Below are 25,713 nucleotides of genomic sequence, written 5' to 3' on the forward strand. Positions count from 1 at the left end.
CACCTTTGACCCAACCAGGCAATTTTTGTAGTAGTGCACCTCGCTATGCCCACAGCGCTGAAAAGTTATCAACCGAAATCGATTTCAGCAAGGATAACATGGCAAAAACCCTTAAAAAAACGATAGATATGGCAGCTTTTTGTGAAAATTTATATTTATTTTTAATTCGAGAAGTAAAAATAGCAATTGGATACTATCACAGTAATTGAATTGTTAGACTAAGTAATGATTTAAAATAGTTCACTTGGGTAAAGCTTGGGTGGACTATTTTTTTGTCCCAAACACTCAGAACCACTCGTTGGTGCTCACCATACCATGCTACTTTTTGCTGCCCAAATATTGATATATATCATATTGGGAGCGCACTTTTCCTGAATTCCTGTCCTGCAACACATATTCATTACTGGATGCCCTATCTATAATACGTGCCTTGGTGTTATCCGAGAACTGTATTTTTATAATATCCTTGAGTTCCCCAAAAATATCCTCATCCAATATGGGTGTGACCACCTCAATTCGCTTATCCAGGTTTCTGGTCATCCAATCAGCACTACCCATATAAAGTTCTTCATCTCCATGGTTATGGAATAAAAACAAACGTGCGTGTTCTAGAAACCGGTCCACTATGCTAATAACCTCTATATTCTCTGATTGGCCCTTGACCTGAGGTACAAGACAGCAAAATCCCCTCACCAATAATTTAATCTTTACCCCGGCATTGCTTGCCCGATACAAGAGATCAATCATTTCTTTGTCCTCCAAACTGTTCATCTTCGCCATAATCAAAGCAGGCTTATCATTCTTGGCATGCTCCATCTCGCGAAGAATTAATTGCTCGAACCGAGAACGCAAGTTAAAAGGAGAGATAAGCAAGGTTTTTAGCTTGGGAAGCAATATTTCCCTTTTTAAGATTCCAAATACCTGGTTCAGATCTTTGGTCACTTTCGGATTGGCCGTGAAAAGGGCATGATCACAATAAATCTGTGCGGTGGTAGCATTGAAGTTTCCTGTCCCAATATAGGCATAAGCCCGTATTCTGTCTTCTTCCTGCCGTTCCATATATAAGATCTTGGAATGGACCTTTATATTGGGGAAGCTGTAATACACTTTGGCCCCCTTCTCTTCAAATTTCCGGCCCCAAATAATGTTGTTCTCCTCATCGAACCTAGCCTTGGCCTCTACGAAGATCGTCACTTCCTTCCCATTATCCAGTGCCTCTATCAATGCCGATGTCAGCCTTGATTCCTTGGCGATACGATACAGGGAAATATGAATCGAAATTAATTGTGGATCCTTTGCCGCCTCAGTGATCCAATCCTCCAAATATCTAAAATCTTGATAAGGGAAATGCAGCAACTGGTCCTTCTCCTTGACAAGATCAAAAATACTCCCGCACTGCTCAAAGGCCTTATGGCCAAGAGGAGGCATTGGCTCAAATTTCATCATGGGATTTTTATTTGGATCGGGAAAGGAAAAGAAATCTCTAAAATTATGGCGTTTTCCTCCCTCCATCAGGTCTATTTTTCCCAAGTCTAGGGCCACTTTTATTTTTTTGCGCAAAACTGTGGGCATTCCCCTTTCATAAAGCAATCGGGTTGGCTGCCCCGTTTGCCTTTTGGCAAGGGCGTCATAAATCTGTTGCACCCATTCCCCTTGGTAATCATCGTCCAGGTACAGTTCTGCATCCTTGGAAATCTTTATGTTCCAAAGGGTTTTTATATGCCGATCGGGAAATATTTCTTCCACATTTAGTTTGAGAACGTCCTCAAGAAAAGTATAGTAATCCCCGCCATCACCTGCCTTGAGTTTTCTAAATCTCCCCTGACTGTCCGTGGGAACCTTTACAAATTCCAAAACCTCCGTTTTTTGATCGTATCCCACCATGTACAGCTGTCCCTCTTCAAATGAATCCGCTGAGATACCATCGCCATGGAAGGTTGTAAGGCTATCGGCAATATGTTCTTCAAAATATGCCCTTAATTCCGATTTCTGAACTTCCGTATAATCTGAAATTTCCAACATATGAATGTTGTTCTTTTTCAATTCTGGGAGTATTTCATTGTTGTAGATAGTGCCAAAATTTTGTTGCTGGCGGTCTATTTCCCTATAAAGAAGCTTTAACGTTCTATTGGGACGCAAACCCAAGGGCTTCCTTACTTTCTTGTCTACCTTTTTCAGTTGACGAAGTTTAGATATCCTCACTTTGAAAAACTCGTCAAGGTTTGATGAAAAAATTGCCAAAAACTTTAGCCTTTCATAGATCGGATTACTGGGGTCCCCAGCTTCTTGAAGCACCCTATCATTGAAACGCAGCCAATCCAACTCCCTATCCTTAAAAGTAAATTCCTGTTTCTGATATTTTGCCTCCATGGCCCCAAAATTATGAATACTTAATAATTCATATTGCAAAATTATTGACTCATACCATCAATTGCCCTTCGCGTGCCTCTTTAAAGGGCACGGAAACCCAATGAACCGCAGTGTGCCTGTCCATGTATTGAAAACAAATGATTACACCTCCTCGACAAGGTGTTTTTTATTGATGCAATTAGATCAATTATAAAATTTTTAAGGTCAATCAGAATAATAGATTCACGATAAATTCACCTAATATTTACACCTAAAACAACACGATCATGAATACAAAAAGCAAAGCACTGGTAGATCAATTATCAGAGATCCTGCAAAAGAACAAGGACGCTGAAAAAGGCTATGCAAAAGCAGCAGAGAATGCAAAAAGCTTGGGATTAAAGAATTATTTCAAGAGAAAGTCCGATGAGCGCAGTGACTTTAACAATCAATTGAAAAGTGCAATTGCCGCCAACTTTAACGAGGTAGATGATTCGGGTAGTTTTACAGGAAGTATGCACCGCACCTGGATGGACATTAAAACCTTCTTTTCAGGAAATGAAGATGAGGCCATGATGGAAGAAGCTATTCGAGGGGAAAAGGCAGCTGTTGAAGAGTACAAGGAAGTATTGGAGGACCAAGTACTGCCATTGCCCATCGAAGTTTTGATTCGCGAACAAAAATTGAGAATAGAAAAGGATCTGAGTACAATCAAGTCATTGGAAGATTTAGAGTAATAGTTGGTTAGTTAGTTTTGGAAGGAGTGGTTCAAAAATATTGAATCGCTCCTTTTTTTTTTGGACCTCCTCAAGTTTAAACCCCGATAATTCACTTCAATTCGAGAAATTGACCAGGAATGGAATACAGAAGATCCTTCCCTTGGCCAAGGATCACGGTTTTATTTTTTAGCTTTTGAAGTATCTTCCTTTTTTTCATTTTTGATTTGCTCGAACGCCTCTTCAATTTCCTTTTGCGATGGTGCTGGCAAACGTTGTTCTGCCGCCAGTTCTGGCTCAAAACTGAGTTTTGTGAAGAACGGAAAATGATCGGACCCTGTCTTCCCTCCCAATTGCACATCCCCAACCCGAAAAACAGCGGAGGAATATATATGGTCCAGCGGCCAGCGCATCAACCAATTCTTTGCATTATAAGTATTGAAAAGTCCCCTCCCTTTGCGCAAATCCAATAATCCGCTCATCTTTTGGAACAATTCTGTTGTCTCCGACCACGCCACATCATTAAAATCTCCCATCACTATGACCGGAAGATCAGAATCCCTTGTCAGTTGTGCAATTCTCATCAATTCGGCATCCCTATCGGCAGATGATGGATTGTGCTGGGGGGTTGGTGGTGCGGGATGGATCGCATATAGTTGAACCTTGTCACCAGATGGCAGTATCAATTTGGTATGAATGGACGGAATTGAATCTTCAACTAAAAATCTCACATGCCCATCTTCCAACGGAAATTTGGAAAACAGAATCATCCCATAGGTGTTTTCTTCAGCCTTTTTCATCTGGTACTTGTATTTCCCGTCAAAAGCGGTTTTCAAATGACGGATCCATTCCGCATTGGTTTCGGTAAAGAGGGCTAGGTCTGCCTGAAATCGCTCGGCATCTTGAATGACCCCTTGCACGTTATCATTACTTTGAAGGACATTGGCGATATAGATGCTGAATTCTTGGTCTGCCTTGGCAGAGCTGTCGTTCATCTCAAATTGGGAAAATGCTGTATAGGGAAAGATCTTTATGCCCTGGAAAATAAAACAAGCGAGCAAGGTGGTCACGAAGAGATAATCAGATACCTTATGAATATTAAATTTTATAAAATAGGTCAATAGGGCAAACATTGTCAATAGCGTGAGCTGAAGATGTGGAAAGTCGAACACCCTCACGGACCAATGGTCAACGGCCACAAATGGAAATATCGTAAGGATAATGGCCACTCCTCCAAATATTTGGAGGAATAGCTTGAGCGTCAATTTTGACTTTAAACTGGATGAATCCATCTGTTGTTTGGTTTTAAAATAGTTGGTTTATAAATATGGCCCCACGGTCTGCCCGTAAAACTTTCATGGATTATTCGGTTTGATCTTCCTCCTCTTGTATTGCCAGGGGATGGTCCTTTTCACCCAGCCCGACTATCTTGATTATGTTGGCCACCGTATTATAAAGCATCAGCACAACAACGATCAGGGCAGAGCTCAGTACACTGGAAATAGCCAGCGAGATATAGTAGATGGTGTTAAACCAATTATTGGGTACCGAATCTGATTCCGTAATGGGTAAGTTAAGCAATAGAAATGCCATTACCGATGCTATAAACACCGTAGTATCAACTTTGGCGATCAGCAGTACATGCCTATAGTGCTCCTCCTTCAATTTAGAAGTTGCACTGGAGCTAAGGCTCAATAAGGTCAATAGCAGCGCCAAGATGGTTGCTGATGCAAGAGCAATCGTATTGCACAGGGTATTTAACCCATCTATGGAGTTTTTAATCAGCACTTTGGCTTCATAGCCGCTGAGATGCCCCAAAAGAAAGGTACCGGCCGTGATGATCAGAAGGGATATTCCGCCCCCAAGAAGTGCTCTTTTGGTATACATGCTAATTTTCATTTTTCAATCGTTTTAAACCTGTTGATACTGCTATAGCGATAGAATCCACTTGGGACAGTGCTTAACTAATCCAAGCAGTTGGCCCATTATCTATGATCCTCCTTATTCTTCGAGATCCAAATTTTTATAGTCTGCCTCCGTACAATCGAAGCACTTTTTCATCATTCCTGATAGTTGAAGCTCTTCCATTCCTTTGATATCAATGTCTTTCTTGGGTCTTTCTTGGATTATACCATAGAAACTTACTGCGGTCTCGACCAATTTATCCCTTCTCGCAAGTAACTTCTCCCTTATTTCAGGGCCGTTCAACCTATCTATTGCTTTTGGCCAACTTTCAAAGGAACGCGCAATATTTGCATCGGTCATAAGTTCCCTTACTATGTTCGCCTCGTTTTTAAACTGTGCCAAGGTGGCCGATCGCAGGAAATACTCATCGAATTCCGTAACAAGGCCGGGTAAAAAATCTATATCCTTCTCAAAGGTCTGCACTTTGGGATGTAGAACCTTGTTGGCAACCATGGATGGTATGACGCCCCCAAGATTGAAAAAAGCATTGTCTCGATCTGTGGGTACCGGTATGGCAATGTACCGACCTCCATTATCCCGAATGGCCCATCCCCATTGTTTTGCATGTCTATCCCAGTCTCCTATTAGCAGGTCGAAAAGGCGTGCACGGATCAGGGCGTTTTGATCTATTTCCACGTTGTCTCCTTTTTCAATTTTTAGCTCAAGAAGGTCTTCGGTATCCAAGAGTTCCTTTATTCCATTAAGGCCCGTCCAATTGACCTTTCCTTCACTTTCGTATTCAAAAAAATAAAGTCGGTTTCCATATTTGTCATTGTGTTCCCCCAATAACTTTTGTTTGGGGACAAACATCAATTTCGGGTGTGTATGCAAGACCTCAGCGGCTTCTGATAGTTTAGCGGTCACCAAAGCGGCATAGGGGTGTTGTGCGGATACACCGTCCACGACGATGTTTTCCAGTCCGAGGTCTTTGGCAAGTTCGGGCACCAATTTTTCGGGATCCTTACTTAAGCTACGGAGCGTATACCGTATTCCCTGTTTATCTTCCAACTCAAGGGAATGGGTCTGCTTTCCCCCACCTTGTTCAATGACTTTCAACCCTCCCTTTAGGGTATCTAAAAATGCGATGGGCACGGTAATTGGTTCTGCCCAAGCGTCCCGGTATTGTTCGCCCTGCATAATTTTTTTGAGTTCACTTGCCTCATAAAGCGTATTGGCAGCCAAGGTGACCGAATCAAAATCCCCAAACTTTATTTGATCCACATCTGCAATATCCAGCACTTCACAGGTTCTGAAACTCTCCTTGGTTTCAGATACCGAAAAATAGACCAAGGCTAAGAAGGCCAGAATGAAGATGGAACCTATCAAAATATATTTACGCATAGTTTTGTGGATTTGTGTCCTTATTTAAAATATTGTTTTCCATAAAAGCATCCTTTGTCAATGATCAGGTCAGTGGATCTTTTCTAAAAACCTCAACCAGGTTAAAAATCAAAATACAAAAGACCACCCAAATCAATCCGGCAATAAAGCCTCCCGCAATGTCCGAAGGAAAATGGACCCCTAAATATATCCTACTGATGCCTATACTCAGAATAAGGAGCACAAGGAAAAGATAGAGTGCCGTTTTTAAGAATTTGTTCATTTTGATCCTATAGACCAAATAGATCAAAAAACCGTAAAAAGCCATCGCGCTCATGGCATGGCCACTGGGATAGCTCAAGGTCTTCACCACCACCAAATGTTCAATGCCGGGTCTTGCCCTATCTATAAATCTTTTTAACATGACATTGGATAGGGTTGCCAAAAGCAGCACCAAGGAAATTTGAGCAATATATTTCCATTTCTTAAAAATAAAAGCGGATAAAATAACGCTTATTCCCAATACAATGAGATACCCATGCACATCCCCTACCTCCGTGACAATCTTAAAATATTGGGTGAGGACAGGATTGCGATACGAAATGATGAATTGTGTGATTTGATGGTCGTAGTTGGACAATGTTTCCGTTTTGAGCTGGGCCGTTAGTTCCACGAAGAGGTTGATCCCCACAATTACAATAACCAGCGCAAGGGCGATCATGACCACATAAGGCGATTTCTGTTGGTAAGAGCCGAAACGAGCAAATAAATTTCTTACTCCCTGTATGAAATCAATAATTATTTTTTTCATTATGACCTATTTTTTTGTTTATTCAATCCTTTTTCTTTCCATTACCGGTCAAGGTACTGACAATACCGCTCTTTATATTGAGCCATATATAATTAAAAAACGACTTGTCCATATTGCGTTCCGCTTCGATTTGGCCAAACCTAAATCCTGCATCGTTGGTGTCCTCCCCATCGTTTACAAACAAATTCCCTATGGCCGTCAATATCTTGTTTACGCGTTTTCCATCTTTCCGAAGAACGTCAAACCTAAAATCGTTGTAGCGCATCTTCATATCCCCTTTTGCGGCATAGGCATCGCCAGAAATGGTAAAATACATCTCGTCTATATATCCTTCGGTCTCTACATTCAGGTTGGGCTTAAAAAATGGGTTCAATTCTTCGGCCTGTAGGGATGAGACATTCCCCATGACCAGAAACGCTTCATTTTCATCGTTCAAATCAAATAAATAATCAAGCTTTATTGGCGCTTTTCCCATCAATAGCCCCTTGGCCATCAATTTTGTGGTATCCCCTCTGATGGCCTTGGTATCCAAACCGAGAATGGTGGTACTCATGTCATCTATATATAAACGCCCTGGTTTTCCATGCCCATGGAGCCGCTCCTCATAACCTATACGCCCGCCCTTGACCTCTATCTTGGGCACCTTGATATCAATGGGCAATTTTCTGACCAACCTGCTGTACATGTTCTTATTGGTATTGTCGTCAGCTAGTCTTTTATCACGAAAGACTTCCAATTTGGGCATGGTAAACTCAATTTTATCCGAATGGAAGAAAAATTTATTCCATCTAAAACCAAAATCCATGGTATACACGTTCAGTTTGGGTATTTCCAGTACTACATGGTCACGTTCGTGCTCAAGAAAGTTGGACAGGGTTTCCTTTCCATATTTTGATTTGACCCGAATATCATCAATTACCAAATTTTTGTTTCTAACCTGTATTCTTTTTATGTCCATTGATTCAAAGGATCCCAAATCAACATGGCAATTACCCGCAGAAAAAGTATACTCCTTATGCTCCAAAGGTATTTTCCTTTTAATGATTTTGGGATCGGTTTTAAAACCGTTCAAGGTAAAATTGATCCTATCCGATTCCAACAACATACTGTCCATATCTTTCTTGAAAATAAAAAAACTGCCGTTCTCAATTTCTATCCGATCTACAATGATGGTTTTCAATAATTTCACGACCCCCAAAGAATCCTGCTCCAATCCTTTGGATTTTTTGTCCGGGAAGTACTTGACAATGGGACGGGACAGTCTCAAGCTTTTGATTTTCAAGGTCTTTTCGAACAAAAAAGGCCAATAATGCAGTCCTTCTATTTTCAAATAATCCGATTTAACCGTGGTATGCACGGTGGTATCCTGCCTATTGGTTGTATTTGCCCCAAAATCTTCTATGTGTATGGAGCCCGTAAAAATATTGGCCGATATATTTTCATAATCCAACCGTATATGGGACGGAATTTTTCTTCTCAAAAATTCCTCGACCTCTTTTTCGGCCCTAATCTGAATAATCAAGATGGCAATGCCAATGATACTCAACACCCCTATTATAGTTCGGAGCAGTATTTTCCTTGACATCATAGCATATCGCATTTTTAGGATCCTTATTTCCATCTGTTGAAAGGAACGGTCAATATTAATGAAACTAAAATCTTTTGGGATGCGCTATAAGTTAAGAAATTAGCTCTTTCCGATCCCGGAATCCCATGTATGCTATTTTGGTGGCTAATCAAGGATATGACTCCACACCACATCTTGACCAACAAATTCCACAAGGTGTAAATGGATCAAAACTTTAATCTTTCGAACAAACTCAACCAATTAGGTTGCCATAATTTTATAAAAAACAAACGATATGAAAGTACAATCTTATTTAGCTTTTAATGGAAATTGCCAAGAGGCACTTAATTTTTACGGAGATCTATTTCATGCCGAGGTCCAGAACAGGATTACCTATGAGGACAAGAAAATAGACGTTCCCTCTTCTTTTAGAAATAAACTACAACATGCAGAACTTAAGGGCAAAGGAATACACTTTATGGCTTATGACGCCTCTCCGGACACCCCGATCAATCATGGGAATCAAATTCATATGAGTGTTGATCTTCAGGGTTCTGACGAAGCGGAAAAACTCTTTAACGAATTGTCCAAAGGAGGACAGGTCCATCATAATTTTAGAGAGCGCGAATGGGGCCATTTTGGCCGTTGCACCGATAAATTCGGAATTAACTGGATGGTGAACGTAGCCCATTAAAAGTTCCGCTCAACACAAATTTTCAAAGACGGTGCCGATCCCACAGGAAAACGTTTTGGAAACCCTTTCAACTGGTAAGGGTAAACCTGTCGGTCAGCTATTATGAGGTCACCCGCATGGATTAATTTTTCAAAAAAAACACAGAGAACTTAAAATAAATGGATCATGGCACTGAACAAACTGCTCCTCTATAGGACTTTAACTAAAAATCGGAAATTGGGACTCTTATATGTCGGCTATAAAGCCGCCAAATACATGTTGGATTTATATCAAAAACGCAGAACAGGCAAAGGAAAGTTGGGCGGCAAAAATTAAGCGGTCCTGGAAACCTATAAAAAATTTGGATGGACAGGTCCGTTCCTTGTGGACGGGCCATTTTACAATTCCAAGGAAAATAAGGGATGTCCCATGAGCCCTTTGCTCATTGCTTCCCATTTAAATCTTGTAGGTAGCATTCCCCTTTTGAAAAGATATACATCCAAGGGCTCCATATGTAAATTTTCGTAGGGCATATCGCTTTTAAACTAAAAGTTTACTCGATAATGATACACTTATAGGGCCTTAATTGGAACCTTTGTAATCTATTAACCAATACATTAACACTATGTCATTATTAACAATAATACTAAACATTTTATTGCCACCACTTGCCGTATTCATGAAACACGGCATTGGAACCACCTTGTTGATCAGCATATTACTGACCATGCTGGCCTGGTTGCCCGGAGTCATTCACGCATTTATTGTAAACAAATAGCACATTATGGGAAAAGTTAAAAGTTTGGCTGTTGTCATGGTCGGTGCCCTGGCACTGCAGAGCTGTAAAATGAACAAAGAAGAATCCGGGTCGCTTCCGGATGTAGACGTACATGTTGAAGCCGATTCTGGTGAACTACCCGAATATGATATTGCCTGGTCCGATATTGAAATCAGTACTACGACCAAAAAGATCAAGGTGCCCAAAGTCGTGGTGGTAATGGAAGAAGAAGAGGTTGAAGTCCCCGTCATAGATTTCGACATGCCGGGCCAAGAAAAGGAAGAACGAAGTTTGGTCGTAGAGGCCGAAGTTTCTGGAACAGAACACGAATTGAATATCATGGAAATAAGAGCAACCAAAAATAGGTTGTATGTTATATCCAAACTTCAGGACCTGACCACTTCCCTTGGCAATAAAACCATGAGAATACAAGACCAGGTATATGTTACGGCACCGGATCTGGATGTCCAACATATTATTGTAGGAAAAAAAGCAGATCGAGTGTTTAACAACAATTATAAATACGCAACTGATATGACCGAAGTTGATGTTATGATTGGAGACGCCAAAACCATATATTCCAAATAACGGAACAGAATTAACAGGCAACAAAAAGCCTTCCATTGCCAATGGCAGTGGAAGGCTTTTTTTGATAGGATTATTTGGGCTATTGTTAAAGCCTATCTGAAGTCCTCCAAAATATCCGACGTCTCCAAATCGTTCTGGATTACTTCACGCTGTTCCCTTAAAATTTCCTTGATCCTCGCAGGGATATGTGTTTCCGCCAAGACCTCGCTATACTCCTCTATGGCCGATTTGTCGCCCCGTACCGCTTCTTCCAACATCGCTTCATCATTATCGTTTGAAAAGAAAGCCTTGACATCCATCCAAGTTCTATGTGCTGCCCCAGCGGTTGTACCTTCAATGTTCTCGTTTCCCAAGATAAGCTCAGGAGAAGCATTTTTCAATTGCTTCAAAAAATTCTCTCTGTTTTTGACCCTTGCCGAGAAATAATTCCTGATACCTACATCTTTCGAATTTTCTTCAGCTTTTTGAAAACCCTTGATCGCATCTTCATTTTTGTCAATGATCTCTTGCAATCTGTTTTCGATTTTTTTTACATCTTCGTTCATAGTTCTTGTGCATTAAATATTATTAAAATAAACTTATTGAATGTTCCAACTCCAATTTAATAAAACAACCATGAACGGATTGACGCGATTGAAGGATTTAAATGACCCAATCGCTTAGAAGGCAGTGGACTGGCAACGGATTAGACTAATTCTTTCTTTGGTTACCATTAACCGAAAAGAACTTCAGATAAATAACTATACGTGTCAAGTGATGGTTTGTGGAGAATACCGGAGTAACTGCGTTGCTCCGCAAATTTCCAGTACTGCAAATGCAATGGGACATGCCTATCGACAGGGGCATATTAAAACACAAAAGCCACACGAATAAATTCGGTGGCTTTTCTTAGTTTTAAAACGCAATCGCATTTGCGCTTGATCGTGGAGAATACCGGAGTCGAACCGGTGACCTCTTGCCTGCCAGGCAAGCGCTCTAGCCAGCTGAGCTAATCCCCCTTTTGGCTGGCGCAAAGAAAATACATTTTCACATGGTATCAAAATACTACCCCAACAAAAAACAGCCTATATCAATCTTTTTTTACACTCAACACCAAAACCGGTATTGGAGCATAAAACTCAGACTTAAGAATGGTATTCTTTTCCCATAAAGTCTTAAAAAATCCACGTTTTCTTCTAAATACGCAAAGTAGATCGGGATGTTGCGATCTAAAATGCTCCAAAACTCCCAGATAGGTCGTAGAATTTTCTGTCAATGTCAGCTGCGAACTGATGTCCATAAGCGCCGTATTGATCTTTAGATCATCATCGGAATACCCAGGAGTTTTTACCATTAATAGGTTTACCTTGGAACCAAACTTTTTTTGGATATCCACCAATGGATCGAGAATCCGCTTTCTTTTCAATATACCCGACTTAAACGCCGTCAATACGGTCTTGAATGGCTTGAAAACTGTTCCTTTGGGTACGATCAAAGTAGGTATATCCGTTCTTTTAACTACCCTGCCCGAGGTATGACCCAAATAGAGCTCCTCTTTTATGTCATTGCTTCTAGGAGAGATAATGATCAAATCGATTCCCAATTCCTTATCAATGTCCACCAGACCATCAATCAAATCTCCATTATAGGTGGCAATTTTAATATCTACTTTTTTTGCATCTACTTTATTGATGACCTCCAATAAATGTTCCTTACTGCTTTCGGCCACCTTCTCTTGAAGATTTGCCAAGGTCCCGGCACCGGTGCCCTTTACATTGAACACTTCCATCACAAAAACCTGAGATGAAAATTCTGAGGCAAAATCAACTGCGTATTGTAACGTTTCATGGGCTTCAGGAGAAGTCCCTATGGGAACCAAAATATTTTTCATAATAAGGTTTTTCGATTTTATAGGTTAAATTTACAACTAAATTAAAATCTAGACATGATCCGACCCGCAAAGTTAGGGGAAATGACCGATATAATTGCAATTACCAGGGCCTGTGCGGCGCACATGATCACCAACAATATTTTTCAATGGAATGATTCTTATCCTTCCATGGGGATCTTCCAAAATGATATCGAAAAAGGAGAACTTTTTGTCTTGGAAATTGATGCCAGGATCATTGGCACCATCGTAATTTCGACCCATATGGATCAAGAATACATACCGGTTCAATGGCTGACCCCATCCCAAAAAAATATTTACATCCATCGTTTGGCTGTACACCCGGATCATCAAAAAAAAGGATATGCCCAAGAATTAATGACATTTGCGGAAGACTATGGGAGGAAAAACAACTATACCTCCATCAGGTTGGACACCTTTAGCCAGAACAAGCGCAACCAACAATTCTATGAACAAAGGGGCTATCAAAAACTGGATGATATCTATTTTCCGAAACAAAGTGATGCTCCATTTCATTGCTACGAACTAGTACTATAATCCCATTTTTATTTGAAAACGGCCGTCAATTTTAAGACCATCAACAAACTAGCCATTCCAGCCACGGTCGCCGGAATTGCAGAACCCATCCTTTCCATTACTGATACCGCTATTGTAGGCAATATTCCTGTGGACGGACTGGAATCTTTGGCCGCCGCAGGGATCGTGGGTTCCTTTTTGTCCATGCTGATCTGGGTACTGGGACAGACTAGAAGTGCTATTTCTGCAATTACATCCCAATACCTGGGTGCGGGAAGGTTGGAGGAGGTCAAAACGCTGCCAGCCCAAGCCATATTTTTGAACATTGCCCTGAGCATTGTCATCCTTTTGTCTACCATCTTTGTGATTGAGGATATTTTTCGCCTGATGAACGCCTCCGGAAAAATATTGGATTACTGTGTGAAATACTACGCCATTAGGGTGTGGGGCTTCCCATTGACCCTGTTCACTTTTGCGGTATTTGGAATTTTCAGAGGCCTTCAAAACACCTATTGGACCATGCTCATAGCCATAACAGGGGCGGTATTGAACATTATTCTCGACTTTTTATTGGTATATGGTTTGGAAGGTTTCATCTCGCCCATGTATTTGGAAGGTGCCGCCTATGCCAGTTTGATTTCCCAAGGGGTGATGGCACTGATGACCTTTGTTTTCCTGATGGTTAAAACCGATATCAGTCTAAAACTTCGTTTTCCCCTCCATCCAGAACTGGGCAACTTGATGGTCATGAGTTTAAATTTATTTGTACGGGCCTTGGCGCTGAATGCCGCCCTGATATTGGCCGTCAGGGAAGCCACAGCCTTGGGGGACCGCTTTATTGGGGCACATACCATAGCGATCAACCTCTGGCTTTTCTCATCATTTTTTATTGATGGTTATGGGGCGGCAGGGAATATCATGGGTGGCAAACTCTTGGGGGCCAAGGATTACGACGGACTCTGGAAATTGGCCAAGAAAATAACATACTATGGCATGGCCGTAAGTGGGCTCTTGATGCTCATGGCCTTTGTTTTTTATGAACCCATAGGGCGACTTTTTTCCAATGAAAGTATTGTTTTGCATACTTTTTACGGTGTTTTCTACATCCTTATTTTAAGTTTGCCCGTAAATACCGTAGCCTTTGTTTTGGATGGGATGTTCAAGGGAATGGGAGAAATGAAGTATTTGAGAAATGTACTGTTGACCGCAACCTTTTTGGGATTTATTCCCGTCCTGTTTTTGGGCAAATATTTTGGTTGGGGTTTCAGTGGAATCTGGATTGCCTTTCTGGTTTGGATGGCAATTCGCGGTGGGGCCCTGGTTTGGAAATTCCGAAGTAAATTTCGCCCCCTCTTGCAAAACATCTAATTTTGATATCGTTTAAAAGAAGATTATGGGTACTACAAGAACAAATGGAAGTTTGTATACGTCTATCACGGATAGGATCGCAACGGTAGAGTTTGGTCATCCCGCCAGCAATTCTTTTGTGGCAGAATTATTGGCCAGACTTGCGACAGAATTGCGCGATCTTTCTGAAAATGAGGAGGTTTCAGTAATTGTCCTGAAGTCCGAAGGAGACAGGGCCTTTTGTGCAGGGGCTTCCTTCGATGAATTGGTGGCAGTTTCCAACTTGGAAGAAGGAAAAGCCTTTTTCAGCGGATTTGCCAACGTGATCAATGCCATGCGTACCTGTAAAAAATTGATTGTCGGACGTGTCCAGGGCAAGGCAGTAGGGGGAGGTGTTGGACTCATAGCCGCATGTGACTATGCCTTTGCAGTTGAAAGTGCCGCTATTAGACTTTCTGAACTTACCATTGGTATCGGTCCCTTTGTGATCGCTCCTGCGGTGGAACGTAAAATAGGTATTGCTGGCCTGGCAGAGTTGTCCCTTGCGCCCACAGAATGGAAGAACGCCTACTGGGGTAAAGAAAGGGGCCTTTTTGCCAAAGTCCTTGAAAATGGCCGGGAAATGGACCAGGAATTACAAGTATTTACCTCCAATTTGGCTTCCTACAACCCCCAAGCTTTAACGGACATGAAAACAATCCTTTGGGAAGGGACCTCCCATTGGGATTCCTTGTTGGCGGAAAGGGCAGAGCTTTCAGGGAAATTGGTACTCTCGGATTTCACCAAAAAAGCATTGGAAAAGTTCAAGAAATAAAATGCTACATTTATATTAGATCTTAACTATGAGAAAGTACGGAACAGAAATAAAGTGGGGAATCATTTTTTCCATGGCCACCTTAATTTGGTTATATTTTGAAAAAACCATGGGCTGGCACGATGAATTGATCGCCCAACAACTCATCTATACCAACTTATTTGCCATTGTAGCCATTGTCATTTATGTGCTGGCCTTAAAAGAAAAGAGAAAAAAAGATTTTGGCGGCAGAATGTCCTGGAAGCAGGGTTTTATCAGTGGCATCATCATCAGTATCGTTGTAGCGGTTTTAACGCCCCTGACACAATATATTGGCAGCTTGTGGATAGCCCCAAACCTATTTACGAATCTCATCAACTACAAAGTAGAAACTGGTCAAATGACACAGGAAGTGGCACGAAATTATTTCAATCTAAAAAGTTATATGGTGCAGGGTACTTTTGGTGCCTTGACCATGGGTGTGGTTACTTCGGCCATTGTGGCCCTCTTTCTAAAAAAACAATAACAATATTATCAAGTATTTATTAGCATGGATATTTTATCATTCCTCAACGGAAACTTTATTTTCCCGATCTTGGCACTCGTTTTAGTAGTGGTCTATTTTGTGAACCGAGTAAAGAACAATAGAAAATATAAAAGGTAGGGCCTATCTCGTCTTCAGCCATCCGGTAATGCTCAACCGGTTTTGATTGGCCGTTTTTACCTCGTGTTCCAATTCCTGGCTTTCAAAAATGACCATACGCCCCTGTATGGGTGATATTTCTATGGTTTTTTCTTGCTCGCCCTCCTGTAGATAAATCGCCAATGCCCCGCCATCCTCCGGCTGCCAATTTGGTTCGTTCAAATATAGCGCAATGGACAGTTTACGCCTATCGTCGTTCTGAAAGGTATCCAAATGACGTTTATAGAAGGTGCCCTCTGGGTAGAGTGCATAATGGAACTCCTTGTTAAGTATTCCCAGAAAACAGGTTTTGTTCAGATAATGGGCAAATTCGTTTATTTTCGAAAAAAAGAGTTTTTCTGCCTCTTCCTGCGCTTTTTCATCCATCCAAAGGATAAAATCGCCCCGAATGGATTTCACAATCAGCTCATTGGTTTTGCTTCCAATAGCGGCCTTCTTAAACTGGTCCTCCTCATACTTGGACAATAAACTGTTCCTAAGGGTCAGTATTTCCTCCGGAGAAAAGAAATCGTCCACTACACTATACTTTTGAGTCAACAGATCATCAATAACCCCTTCATATAGCGGGATTTCCTTAAATTCCAATTGTTCAAAAAGCTCCATAACTTTCGCTTGAAAATGTCCGCAAATGTAATCAAATATGGATTGAGGCTATGGTATTTATCCAATGCTGACAAACAATTTTTTGAAAGCTCCGTAGGAGCCAAGTACCATAGCCCTGTCCTATTAAAAAAAGTGGATAGAGCCTCATGGAATTAAAGAATTAAGACGTAACGCGTTTTGATGGCCCACAAAAAATGGTTTGATTGTACTAGAATCCATACTTTTGCAGTGCAAATGAACACTATGGGCAATATTAGGATTACCAAGCAATTTAGTTTCGAAACCGGCCATGCACTTTTTGGCTATGATGGCAAATGCAGAAATGTACATGGTCACAGTTATAAACTATCCGTTACCGTGATAGGCAGGCCCATTACGGATACCGCCCATGTAAAATTGGGCATGGTCATCGATTTTAGTGACCTAAAGAAAATCGTTAAGGAGGAGATAGTTGATAAATTTGACCATGCCACCGTGTTCAATAAAAATACGCCCCATACCGAATTGGCCAAAGAGCTGATGGAGCGCGGACATAGTGTTATTTTGGCAGATTATCAGCCGACCAGTGAGAATATGGTACTTGATTTCGCCGACAAAATAATGATGCGGCTTCCTGAAAATATTCAGCTACATTCCTTAAAGTTACAGGAAACCGATACTTCCTTTGCGGAATGGTATGCCAGTGACAACCATTAATACGGCCTATGGAAACGATAAACGTAGCTGAGGGGAAAAAGGTATATTTTGCAAGTGACAATCACTTGGGGGCCCCTACCTCGGAGGAAAGCCTGCCAAGGGAAAAAAAGTTCGTTGCATGGTTGGACCTTGTGAAACAAGATGCCGCAGCGATTTTTCTATTGGGAGATCTTTTCGACTTTTGGTTTGAGTATAAGACGGTAGTTCCCAAAGGATATACCCGAACATTGGGAAAATTGGCCGAAATTACCGATGCCGGAATCCCTGTCTACTTTTTTGTGGGCAACCACGATCTTTGGATGCGCGGTTATTTTGAGGAAGAACTGAACATCCCCGTTTTTCATAAGCCACAGCAGTTTACATTGAACAATACCTCATTTTTTATTGGTCATGGCGATGGACTTGGTCCAAACGATAAAGGGTTCAAAAGGATGAAAAAGGTATTTACCAATCCCCTTTCCAAATGGATTTTCAATTGGCTCCACCCAGACCTAGGAGTGAAATTGGGAAAATATCTCTCTGTAAAGAACAAATTGATCTCTGGTGACGATGATGCCAAATTTTTGGGGGAAGACAAGGAATGGCTCGTTCAATATGCCAAACGAAAATTGGAAGAGGACCATTACGATTATTTTGTTTTTGGCCACAGGCACCTCCCATTGAACATTGCCCTTAACGATAGATCGACCTATGTAAATTTAGGGGATTGGATCCATTATTTCACCTATGCTGTCTTTGATGGGCAAACCCTTTCCTTGGAGACCTATAAGCCCCAATAAACAACAACATTTAAACAAACACTTATAAGGTCGATTCAGGAAGATTAGGCCAAAATCATACCAGCCGTATATCTCCCTGTAAATGTTATATTTATATTAAAGCTTATTTAGATTTATTAAAAATAGCTTATATTTGTTTAAGTTTATTTAAACAGCATAAATAAGCACTTTTAGAGGATTTTATCCTTGAGAAGTCAAGATTCCATGAAACGTAATCTTCAACGTTGGAATAATTAAAAAATGTGTTCGTTTAAGTTTGAGTTAGTTTAATTTCAGGACCTGGGCAGGAGTGTCCAGGTCCGATTTTTTTGGAAAATTTCTAGATTTTTTTAATACCCAACAGTAATCAAAATATTCTTTTTGATAACTACAGGTGTTTTCCTCTAGCGTAGGTCACGGAGCTTCAATTGTAGGCTCACATTGCCCTGCCATTCATTTTCATCCAATGAATACACCGCGCTGAATGATTGTTGATTGGCCACAACGGGCAATTTGTCCCCTAAATTAAATCCAATGCCACCTATGGGACCATTGCCATATTGTGTCACTGCCAGTTTTAAATGTTTTTCTTCCTGCCCCACCCCTTTTGCGTATCCAGTATCCTTTAACTGATCTGTCATAAATATGGGCGATAGGTTTCCAGGGCCAAAGGGAGCAAATTGCTTCAGTATTCGCATCAGTTTTGGCGAAATATCCGCAAGTTCAATCTGTGCATCTATCAAAATTTCTGGCGTCAACAGGTTTACGTCTATGGTCTCGGATACAACTTTTTCAAATTTTGCCTTAAAGGCCGCATACTGTTCTTCCAAAAGTGTAAGTCCGGCTGCGTATTTATGGCCTCCAAACTGTTCTATACACTCGGCACAATCTTCAAGGGCGTTGTACACATCGAACCCCTTTACCGATCGTGCAGAAGCGGCCAACTTATTACCACTTTTCGTAAAGACCAATGTGGGCCTATAATAGGTCTCTGTTAGTCTTGATGCCACGATCCCGATGACTCCCTTGTGCCATGTGTCCTTATAAACAACCGAGGTAAAGCGTTCTTCTTCCTTGTTTTGCTGTATTTGCAGCAAGGCCTCTTGGGTAATCTCCTGATCCAATTCCCGCCTATCCGCATTGAATTTTTCAATACCGGCCGCCAATATTTCTGCTTTCGCCAAGTCCGTCTCCTTCAACAGATTTACGGCATGTTGCCCGTGCTCCATCCTCCCCGCCGCATTAATACGGGGTGCGATGATAAAGACTACGTCCGTAATGGTGAATTCCCGTTTCTTGGCTTGTTGTATAATGGCCTTAAAACCAGCCCTGGGCATGCGGTTGATCACCTGCAACCCAAAGTAGGCCAAGACCCTGTTCTCTCCCGTAATGGGAACTATATCGGCCCCTATGGCCGTGGCCACAAGATCTAAATAAGGAACCAGATCTTCAATGGTCTCCCCCCTTCTTGATCCAAGAGCCTGTATTAATTTGAATCCAACTCCACAACCACAAAGCTCATCATAAGGGTAATTGCAATCATTCCGTTTGGGATCAAGAACGGCAATAGCGTTGGGCAGCACATCTCCCGGTCGGTGATGGTCGCATATGATAAAATCTATGCCCTTTTCTTGGGCATAGGCTACCTTGTCTATCGCTTTAATACCACAATCCAGTGCGATGATCAATGTAAAACCATTGTCCTCCGCAAAATCGATTCCCGTAAAAGAGACCCCATATCCCTCCCCGTACCTATCGGGTATATAGGTGGCCACATTGGGGTAATACTGCAAGAGATAAGAGGACATCAATGAAACTGCGGTTGTCCCATCTACGTCATAATCCCCATAGACCAATATATTCTCACCTTCGGCCATGGCTCTTTCGATCCGTTCCACCGCCAAATCCATATCCTTCATTAAAAAAGGATCGTGCAAATGGGAAAGTTCCGGTCTGAAGAAAACCCGAGCGGCTTCAAAGGAATCAATACCACGCTGTAGCAGTAAATAAGCAACCAGAGGATCTACATGGAGTTCATTGGCAAGTGCAACTACTTTTGTTTCCTCAGGCCTAGGTTTAAGCGTCCAGCGCATATAGTTTGTTTCGTTTATATTGGTTTTGCCCTAAAGATCAAGGGAATTGGTTCAGGGGAATGAGGTATGCCCCTTTAAAAAGATGGGCTCGGTCATTCCAATGGCTATTTATGGTGAAAAATGGTCTTGATCTCCAACTCCGCAAATTTTCGGAACATTTCCATGACCCCACAATACTTCTCTATGGACAGGTCAATAGCCCTCTGTAATTTGTGTTCCGAAAGATTACTCCCATGAAAATGGTATTCCAAGGTGACCTTATCATAAAATTTAGGATCCTCATCGGTCAAATTGGCCATGGTTTCCATATGGAATTCATCTACCTCCAATTTCATTTTCTTGATCATGGAGGCCACATCCAACCCCGAACACCCTGCCAATGCCGATAACATTAGGGCCTTGGGCCTATATCCGCTTCCTTCGCCCCCGTTTTCAGGTCCAGCATCTATACGGAGGTGCAATCCAGAAGGGTTGGTGCTTTCAAAGGCCATATTACCGAGCCATTTGGTAGAAATATGATTTGTCATGATCTTAATTTTTTGTTTCTTGTAGGATTCAAAAATACAACATAAATATACAAATATGCCACTAGTCCAACCCCTAGACCCCACCCACGATAAAGAAACCGAGGAATTGGCCAAGTTCTTCAACGAAACTTTGGGCTTCTGTCCAAATTCCGTTTTGACCATGCAGCACAGGCCTGCCATTTCCAAAGCCTTTATCAATTTGAACAAAGCAGTTATGGCCAACGAAGGTAGGGTAACGTCGGCCCTAAAAAGAATGATTGCGTGGGTGAGCAGCAATGCCACGGGGTGTAGGTATTGCCAGGCCCATGCCATCAGGGCCGCGGAACGCTATGGGGCGGAACAGGAGCAGTTGGACCATATTTGGGAGTATCGCACACATCCCTCATTCTCGGAGGCAGAAAGGGCCGCATTGGATTTTTCACTGTTGGCCTCCCAAGTGCCCAATGCCGTGGATCAGGAAATAAAAGAACGGTTGTATACCTATTGGAATGAAGGCGAAATTGTGGAAATGTTAGGGGTTATCTCCCTTTTCGGATACCTTAACAGGTGGAACGATTCCATGGGCACCACCATTGAGGACGGAGCCGTGGAAAGCGGCAACCAATACCTAAGCAAACATGGATGGGAAAAAGGGAAACACGTATAAATGAAAAAAATTCTAGGGCAATTCGTTTCCATAAAGGATAGGAACATATTTTCTGCGGAGGTAACCGTTGCGCATGGAAAAGTCATTTCCATTCAAAAAAAGGAGCACAACTGTAGCAATTATATTCTTCCCGGCTTTGTAGACGCCCATATCCATATAGAAAGCTCTATGTTGGTACCGTCAGAATTTGCAAGATTGGCGGTCCTGCACGGAACTGTGGCCACGGTTTCCGACCCCCATGAAATTGCCAATGTCTTGGGAGCGGAGGGAGTGCAATTTATGATAGACAACGGCAAAAAAGTACCGTTTAAATTTCATTTTGGGGCCCCTTCTTGTGTCCCCGCCACTTCTTTTGAAACGGCAGGAGCCACCATTGATTCGGATGGGATCAAGGCGTTATTGGCATCACCGGACATTTATTATTTGGCAGAAATGATGAACTATCCAGGAGTCCTGTACAATGATCCGGAAGTCTTAAGGAAAATTGCCTGGGCCAAACACTACAACAAGCCTGTAGATGGCCATGCCCCAGGCCTCCGGGGTGAAGAAGCGAAAAAATATTGTGCCGCCGGTATTACTACGGACCACGAATGTTTTACCCTAGAGGAGGCCAAAGAAAAGTTGGATCTGGGTATGAAGGTGATCATCAGGGAAGGTAGTGCCGCCAAAAACTTTGAGGCATTAATACCCCTGCTGTCCGAGCATTTTGACAGGATGATGTTCTGTTCGGATGACAAACACCCCGACGACCTGATCCTGGGACATATAAACCAGCTATGCGCTAGGGCAGTGGCCAAGGGAATCGACGTCTTTAAGGTACTGCAGGCAGCATGTATCAACCCTGTTGAGCACTACAATATGGAGGTCGGACTCCTCAGGGAAGGCGATGCAGCCGATTTTATCGTCGTGGAGGATTTATTGGATTTCAAGGTATTGCAATCTTATATCAATGGAGAATTGGTGTCGGATAATGGTACCTCTCAGATAGCGGCCGTTCCCTTTGGGACTCCTAACAATTTTATGGTACAACCAAAAACGGTAACCGACTTTTACCTCAGGGCCACCAAGGATTCAATTAGGGTCATCGAGGCATTGGATGGCGCGTTGATCACGGGGGAATTCAAGGCAAAAAATCTAGTAGAAAACGGCAATCTGGTTTCCAATACTGCTACGGATGTATTAAAAATGGCCGTGGTCAATAGATACGGCGACCAACCGCCAGCAATCGGTTTCATCAAAAATTTTGGATTGAAGGAAGGAGCCATAGCCAGCTCAGTGGCCCATGATTCCCATAACATCATCGTGGTAGGAAGTAGTGACGAAGAGCTGTGTAGGGCGGTAAACCTTATCATTGAGAACAAAGGAGGGATATGTGCCATTGGACCCGATGGGCAGCAGAGTCTGCCCTTGCCCGTAGCGGGGATCATGAGCGATAGGGACGGATGGCAAACCGGAAGGCTCTACCAAGAAATAGATAGCGTGGCCAAATCTTTGGGATGTAGTTTAAAGGCACCATTTATGACCTTATCCTTCATGGCCCTACTTGTTATTCCGGATCTTAAACTATCGGACAAGGGACTTTTCAGTGGCAGCAAATTTGAATTTGTTGATCTGCAGATAGGATGAAATGATAGCAACAGCCTCGCCAAGAAAGCTTATTGAACTGAGAATTCCAGTAAAAAAATGGTCAGCATCCCCCAAAAAGTACCGGTTGCCATGCTGAGTATGGCCAGGACTATAGCGTGGGGCATCCAATTTTTATTATAGGCTGCAGTGACTGCCGGGGCCGTGGCAATGCCGCCTACATTGGCCATACTGGCAATAGGAACCCATGCCAAGTTTAGGTTCAATACCTTTGCCAAGCCCATCATGAACACAAAATGACCCAATAACCAAACCACCAAAAATCCGAGGAACTGGGTGTCAAAACCAAGGGTCTTTATTTGCAATTTAAGGCCAAGAATGGCCATAACCACTAAAATAAGAACCCCACCAGCCCTTAGTGCAAATCTAAAATTCCAAGACGGCAATACATTACCCAATAGCAACCCCAAAATAGAGAGCGCCACTATCTTAACCACAAAAAGGGAAAACAGCCAATTGCAGAGAACCACAAATATGAGCATCAAACACCCACACCAAAAGGGCGACAAAACCTTCCTTTCTTCGGTCCTGATAGTTTCAGGAAGGGCGACATCAGAAATTTTGAACAAATTATTTAAATACCTGCTTTTTTTAATGCACTGGAACATCAGAATGGTCCAAATATTCACCAAAACGGTATCCATGACCAATACGGAAAGGAAAATATTTTCGGGACATTCAACCAATTCCTTTAATACCAACTGACTGGTACTGCCTCCGATCCAACTACCTACTATAGGCGGAATACCTTTCCAGTATCCTTCTTGAACCAAGGTGTAGGTAATTAAGTTAGTCTCTGAAAATCCCACTACCAAAAGCACTGGGAGTGTGGCTATGACCAAAGATCCGGCAACGAACAGCACAATAGGTTTCCACCCGATGGACTTCAATTGCCCAAGGGACAGACTGCTCATGACAGCTACAATGGCAAGGGGTATAAAAAAATCTTTGCTGTAATTGTGAATAGTTCTCTGAGAGAAATCGGCATTCAAGATCACCGAAATCAGGGCGGGAATTACATAGGCAAGCAAGATGGCCGGGACCCAATCAAAAAGAGATTTAATATGCTTATTTTCCCATCGATCAAGAAAATAAACCGCTATAACGGTAAACAAGGAAATGAGCCAGGGTATTATCATTGCCTACAATGTAGCATATTCCTCTCAATTGTGGAGAACTAATTTTTTCCGCCTACTACAATGACAATCTCACCTTTAGGCGGTTTGTTGGTGTAGTGTCCCAATACTTCGGTTGCAGTACCTCTAATGGTTTCTTCGTACATCTTTGTAAGTTCCCTAGATACGGAAACCGGCCTTTCTTCACCAAAATATTCCACAAAGTTGGTCAGGGTCTTGATCAGTTTATGGGGAGATTCATAAAAGATCATGGTCCTTGTTTCTTCCGCCAACAATTTTAAGCGGGTCTGTCTTCCTTTTTTGACGGGCAGAAAGCCCTCGAAAACAAATTTGTCATTGGGAAGGCCACTATTTACAAGGGCAGGAACAAAGGCCGTGGCACCAGGAAGACAATCTACCTCAATCCCATTTTCCACACAAGCCCTGGTCAATAAAAATCCCGGATCGGAAATGGCAGGTGTCCCGGCGTCGGAAATTAGCGCCATAGTATCCCCTGCCTGCATCCTCTTCACTAGTGCATCTACCGTTTTGTGCTCGTTGTGCATATGATGGCTCTGCATGGACGTGCCAATGGAATAGTGGTGGAGCAATTTACCACTTGTTCTGGTGTCTTCGGCAAGTATCAAATCCACCTCCTTTAGGATTCTCAATGCCCTAAGGGTAATATCCTCGAGATTGCCTATTGGTGTAGGAACAATAAATAATTTTCCCATGTTCTTGTGTAAAGGTCCAAAAATAGGCAGCCGAAAACTGATTACCCAATTTTCGGCTGTTGTATTTAATGATATTCAGTATTATTTAAGCAAACCTACGTTCAATGAGTGACATAAATCGGGCTGCATATTCCTCTTTGCCCTCCCAGTTGTTGTAATCTGGTTTCACCATATTGACGATAAATGCGATAGACCTTTCTTCGGAGGCTATGGTATTCAATTGGGAAATCACCCGATTGTAGTCTTCCGTGCTGTTATTGAACAAATGTTTTACAAATGCCAACCGGTCATTGAGGTCCACCTTGATCTCCCTTGCGGTTTTATCCTTGGCCGTAGCCTGTACAGGAGCCGTAAATTCCGGTATTGGCTGTTCCTTTTTCTGTGGCTCGAACAATTCTTTGTCGTTCTTGGCGTAATTGGGCTGTGCCATAAATTCAGCCAAAACCTCATCTATGCCTTTTCCATTGGGCATTTCGGAAACCATATCCTTTATGGTATCTATGCCCGGGGTAATGATATCTTCCTGATGTGGGTTGCTTTCTGGGACGGTAGAATTCCCTTCCATGACCGCAGTGGCCATTTTCTCAAACTTTGCCGCAATGGCATTTTTGGAAACATCCACTTCCAGATCGTTCAATCGTTCGTCTATAAATTTAAGGACCGCCAATTTTTCATATAGTGCCCTTGCCGCCTCATACATATCGGAAATATTGTGCAGGTCCCTAGAGGTAATGATATCTGTGGATATGCGAACCAATTCTTCTTTAAGTTTTCTTTTCATCTTTCTATATTTTAATATCCGTAATCACCTGAATAAATCCCTGTCTATCAACCCTATAATAAGCCGTTTTATCCTTATTTACAACTTTTTTTGACATCTAAG

Annotated in this window: 26 protein-coding genes and 1 tRNA gene; 12 read left to right on the forward strand and 15 right to left on the reverse strand. The window is 42.1% G+C overall.

Annotated features, from left to right (window positions below; genetic code table 11):
* Nucleotides 1-318: 318 nt before the first annotated feature.
* Nucleotides 319-2,370 carry a polyphosphate kinase 1 gene (gene ppk1 / locus WAA86_RS01245; RefSeq protein WP_337299149.1) on the reverse strand — a complete coding sequence of 684 codons (2,052 nt, stop codon included), beginning with the start codon at nucleotides 2,368-2,370 and terminating at the stop codon, nucleotides 319-321.
* Between the two features lie 266 nt (nucleotides 2,371-2,636).
* On the opposite strand from ppk1, the gene WAA86_RS01250 reads away from it, so the two are divergent.
* Nucleotides 2,637-3,086, forward strand: a complete 450-nt coding sequence (locus WAA86_RS01250) for a ferritin-like domain-containing protein (RefSeq protein ID WP_337299150.1) — start codon at nucleotides 2,637-2,639, stop codon at nucleotides 3,084-3,086.
* 161 nt (nucleotides 3,087-3,247) lie between these two features.
* Here the strand turns inward: WAA86_RS01250 and WAA86_RS01255 are convergent, their stop codons facing one another.
* The 5 genes from WAA86_RS01255 to WAA86_RS01275 all read right to left on the reverse strand — a co-directional run bounded on the left by WAA86_RS01255 (nucleotide 3,248) and on the right by WAA86_RS01275 (nucleotide 8,749).
* On the reverse strand, nucleotides 3,248-4,357 hold the full coding sequence (locus tag WAA86_RS01255; protein WP_337299151.1) for an endonuclease/exonuclease/phosphatase family protein: 1,110 nt from the start codon (nucleotides 4,355-4,357) through the stop codon (nucleotides 3,248-3,250).
* A 70-nt stretch (nucleotides 4,358-4,427) separates the two neighbouring features.
* Nucleotides 4,428-4,964: a hypothetical protein gene (locus WAA86_RS01260; protein WP_337299152.1), complete on the reverse strand. Its 537-nt coding sequence runs from the start codon at nucleotides 4,962-4,964 to the stop codon at nucleotides 4,428-4,430.
* A 102-nt stretch (nucleotides 4,965-5,066) separates the two neighbouring features.
* Nucleotides 5,067-6,371, reverse strand: coding sequence for a hypothetical protein (locus WAA86_RS01265; RefSeq protein WP_337299153.1), 1,305 nt, complete (start codon nucleotides 6,369-6,371; stop codon nucleotides 5,067-5,069).
* A 64-nt stretch (nucleotides 6,372-6,435) separates the two neighbouring features.
* Nucleotides 6,436-7,161 (reverse strand): phosphatase PAP2 family protein, encoded by a 726-nt coding sequence (locus tag WAA86_RS01270; protein ID WP_337299154.1) that lies wholly within the window; start codon nucleotides 7,159-7,161, stop codon nucleotides 6,436-6,438.
* A gap of 22 nt (nucleotides 7,162-7,183) precedes the next feature.
* Nucleotides 7,184-8,749, reverse strand: coding sequence for a hypothetical protein (locus tag WAA86_RS01275; protein ID WP_337299155.1), 1,566 nt, complete (start codon nucleotides 8,747-8,749; stop codon nucleotides 7,184-7,186).
* 274 nt (nucleotides 8,750-9,023) lie between these two features.
* Here WAA86_RS01275 and WAA86_RS01280 point away from each other — a divergent pair, with 274 nt between their 5' ends.
* From WAA86_RS01280 to WAA86_RS01290, 3 genes are all read left to right on the forward strand, one after another.
* Nucleotides 9,024-9,422 (forward strand): VOC family protein, encoded by a 399-nt coding sequence (locus WAA86_RS01280; protein WP_337299156.1) that lies wholly within the window; start codon nucleotides 9,024-9,026, stop codon nucleotides 9,420-9,422.
* Nucleotides 9,423-10,026: 604 nt separating this feature from the next.
* On the forward strand, nucleotides 10,027-10,179 hold the full coding sequence (locus WAA86_RS01285; protein ID WP_337299157.1) for a YqaE/Pmp3 family membrane protein: 153 nt from the start codon (nucleotides 10,027-10,029) through the stop codon (nucleotides 10,177-10,179).
* Nucleotides 10,180-10,185: 6 nt separating this feature from the next.
* The gene (locus WAA86_RS01290) at nucleotides 10,186-10,767 is read left to right on the forward strand and encodes a hypothetical protein (protein WP_337299158.1); all 582 of its coding nucleotides are present in this window, start codon (nucleotides 10,186-10,188) and stop codon (nucleotides 10,765-10,767) included.
* 92 nt (nucleotides 10,768-10,859) lie between these two features.
* Here WAA86_RS01290 and WAA86_RS01295 read toward each other — a convergent pair whose 3' ends face one another.
* The 3 genes from WAA86_RS01295 to WAA86_RS01305 form a co-directional block, all read right to left on the reverse strand.
* Nucleotides 10,860-11,312 (reverse strand): PA2169 family four-helix-bundle protein, encoded by a 453-nt coding sequence (locus tag WAA86_RS01295; RefSeq protein ID WP_337299159.1) that lies wholly within the window; start codon nucleotides 11,310-11,312, stop codon nucleotides 10,860-10,862.
* A gap of 379 nt (nucleotides 11,313-11,691) precedes the next feature.
* Nucleotides 11,692-11,765: transfer RNA gene (locus WAA86_RS01300), tRNA-Ala, on the reverse strand.
* 71 nt (nucleotides 11,766-11,836) lie between these two features.
* Nucleotides 11,837-12,637 (reverse strand): universal stress protein, encoded by an 801-nt coding sequence (locus tag WAA86_RS01305; RefSeq protein WP_337299160.1) that lies wholly within the window; start codon nucleotides 12,635-12,637, stop codon nucleotides 11,837-11,839.
* A gap of 54 nt (nucleotides 12,638-12,691) precedes the next feature.
* Here WAA86_RS01305 and WAA86_RS01310 point away from each other — a divergent pair, with 54 nt between their 5' ends.
* The 4 genes from WAA86_RS01310 to WAA86_RS01325 are packed head-to-tail and all read left to right on the forward strand — an operon-like array spanning nucleotide 12,692 to nucleotide 15,837.
* The gene (locus WAA86_RS01310; protein ID WP_337299161.1) at nucleotides 12,692-13,192 is read left to right on the forward strand and encodes a GNAT family N-acetyltransferase; all 501 of its coding nucleotides are present in this window, start codon (nucleotides 12,692-12,694) and stop codon (nucleotides 13,190-13,192) included.
* 12 nt (nucleotides 13,193-13,204) lie between these two features.
* Nucleotides 13,205-14,539: an MATE family efflux transporter gene (locus WAA86_RS01315; RefSeq protein ID WP_337299162.1), complete on the forward strand. Its 1,335-nt coding sequence runs from the start codon at nucleotides 13,205-13,207 to the stop codon at nucleotides 14,537-14,539.
* Nucleotides 14,540-14,564: 25 nt separating this feature from the next.
* On the forward strand, nucleotides 14,565-15,332 hold the full coding sequence (locus tag WAA86_RS01320) for an enoyl-CoA hydratase/isomerase family protein (RefSeq protein WP_337299163.1): 768 nt from the start codon (nucleotides 14,565-14,567) through the stop codon (nucleotides 15,330-15,332).
* A gap of 28 nt (nucleotides 15,333-15,360) precedes the next feature.
* Nucleotides 15,361-15,837, forward strand: a complete 477-nt coding sequence (locus tag WAA86_RS01325) for a DUF4199 domain-containing protein (protein ID WP_337299164.1) — start codon at nucleotides 15,361-15,363, stop codon at nucleotides 15,835-15,837.
* A 141-nt stretch (nucleotides 15,838-15,978) separates the two neighbouring features.
* On the opposite strand, the gene WAA86_RS01330 is transcribed toward WAA86_RS01325, so the two are convergent.
* Nucleotides 15,979-16,617 (reverse strand): 2OG-Fe(II) oxygenase, encoded by a 639-nt coding sequence (locus WAA86_RS01330; RefSeq protein ID WP_337299165.1) that lies wholly within the window; start codon nucleotides 16,615-16,617, stop codon nucleotides 15,979-15,981.
* 243 nt (nucleotides 16,618-16,860) lie between these two features.
* Between WAA86_RS01330 and WAA86_RS01335 the strand changes: the two genes are divergently transcribed.
* Together WAA86_RS01335 and WAA86_RS01340 are read left to right on the forward strand one after the other, a co-directional pair.
* Nucleotides 16,861-17,313: a 6-pyruvoyl trahydropterin synthase family protein gene (locus WAA86_RS01335; protein WP_337299166.1), complete on the forward strand. Its 453-nt coding sequence runs from the start codon at nucleotides 16,861-16,863 to the stop codon at nucleotides 17,311-17,313.
* 8 nt (nucleotides 17,314-17,321) lie between these two features.
* Nucleotides 17,322-18,092, forward strand: a complete 771-nt coding sequence (locus WAA86_RS01340; protein ID WP_337299167.1) for a UDP-2,3-diacylglucosamine diphosphatase — start codon at nucleotides 17,322-17,324, stop codon at nucleotides 18,090-18,092.
* Between the two features lie 383 nt (nucleotides 18,093-18,475).
* Here WAA86_RS01340 and recJ read toward each other — a convergent pair whose 3' ends face one another.
* Both recJ and WAA86_RS01350 read right to left on the reverse strand, forming a co-directional pair.
* Entirely contained in the window at nucleotides 18,476-20,164 is a 1,689-nt protein-coding gene (gene recJ / locus WAA86_RS01345; protein ID WP_337299168.1) for a single-stranded-DNA-specific exonuclease RecJ, read from the reverse strand.
* A gap of 104 nt (nucleotides 20,165-20,268) precedes the next feature.
* On the reverse strand, nucleotides 20,269-20,691 hold the full coding sequence (locus WAA86_RS01350; protein WP_337299169.1) for an OsmC family protein: 423 nt from the start codon (nucleotides 20,689-20,691) through the stop codon (nucleotides 20,269-20,271).
* 55 nt (nucleotides 20,692-20,746) lie between these two features.
* On the opposite strand from WAA86_RS01350, the gene WAA86_RS01355 reads away from it, so the two are divergent.
* Both WAA86_RS01355 and ade read left to right on the forward strand, forming a co-directional pair.
* Nucleotides 20,747-21,337: a carboxymuconolactone decarboxylase family protein gene (locus WAA86_RS01355; protein WP_337299170.1), complete on the forward strand. Its 591-nt coding sequence runs from the start codon at nucleotides 20,747-20,749 to the stop codon at nucleotides 21,335-21,337.
* The gene (gene ade / locus WAA86_RS01360) at nucleotides 21,338-22,963 is read left to right on the forward strand and encodes an adenine deaminase (protein WP_337299171.1); all 1,626 of its coding nucleotides are present in this window, start codon (nucleotides 21,338-21,340) and stop codon (nucleotides 22,961-22,963) included.
* A 29-nt stretch (nucleotides 22,964-22,992) separates the two neighbouring features.
* On the opposite strand, the gene WAA86_RS01365 is transcribed toward ade, so the two are convergent.
* From WAA86_RS01365 to WAA86_RS01375, 3 genes are all read right to left on the reverse strand, one after another.
* Nucleotides 22,993-24,120 (reverse strand): DUF819 family protein, encoded by a 1,128-nt coding sequence (locus WAA86_RS01365; RefSeq protein ID WP_337299172.1) that lies wholly within the window; start codon nucleotides 24,118-24,120, stop codon nucleotides 22,993-22,995.
* A gap of 38 nt (nucleotides 24,121-24,158) precedes the next feature.
* Entirely contained in the window at nucleotides 24,159-24,830 is a 672-nt protein-coding gene (gene rsmI / locus WAA86_RS01370; protein WP_337299173.1) for a 16S rRNA (cytidine(1402)-2'-O)-methyltransferase, read from the reverse strand.
* Nucleotides 24,831-24,915: 85 nt separating this feature from the next.
* On the reverse strand, nucleotides 24,916-25,611 hold the full coding sequence (locus WAA86_RS01375; protein WP_337299174.1) for a hypothetical protein: 696 nt from the start codon (nucleotides 25,609-25,611) through the stop codon (nucleotides 24,916-24,918).
* Nucleotides 25,612-25,713: the final 102 nt, after the last annotated feature.

It is taken from the genome of Sediminicola sp. 1XM1-17 (assembly GCF_037203765.1).
Lineage (GTDB): Bacteria > Bacteroidota > Bacteroidia > Flavobacteriales > Flavobacteriaceae > Sediminicola.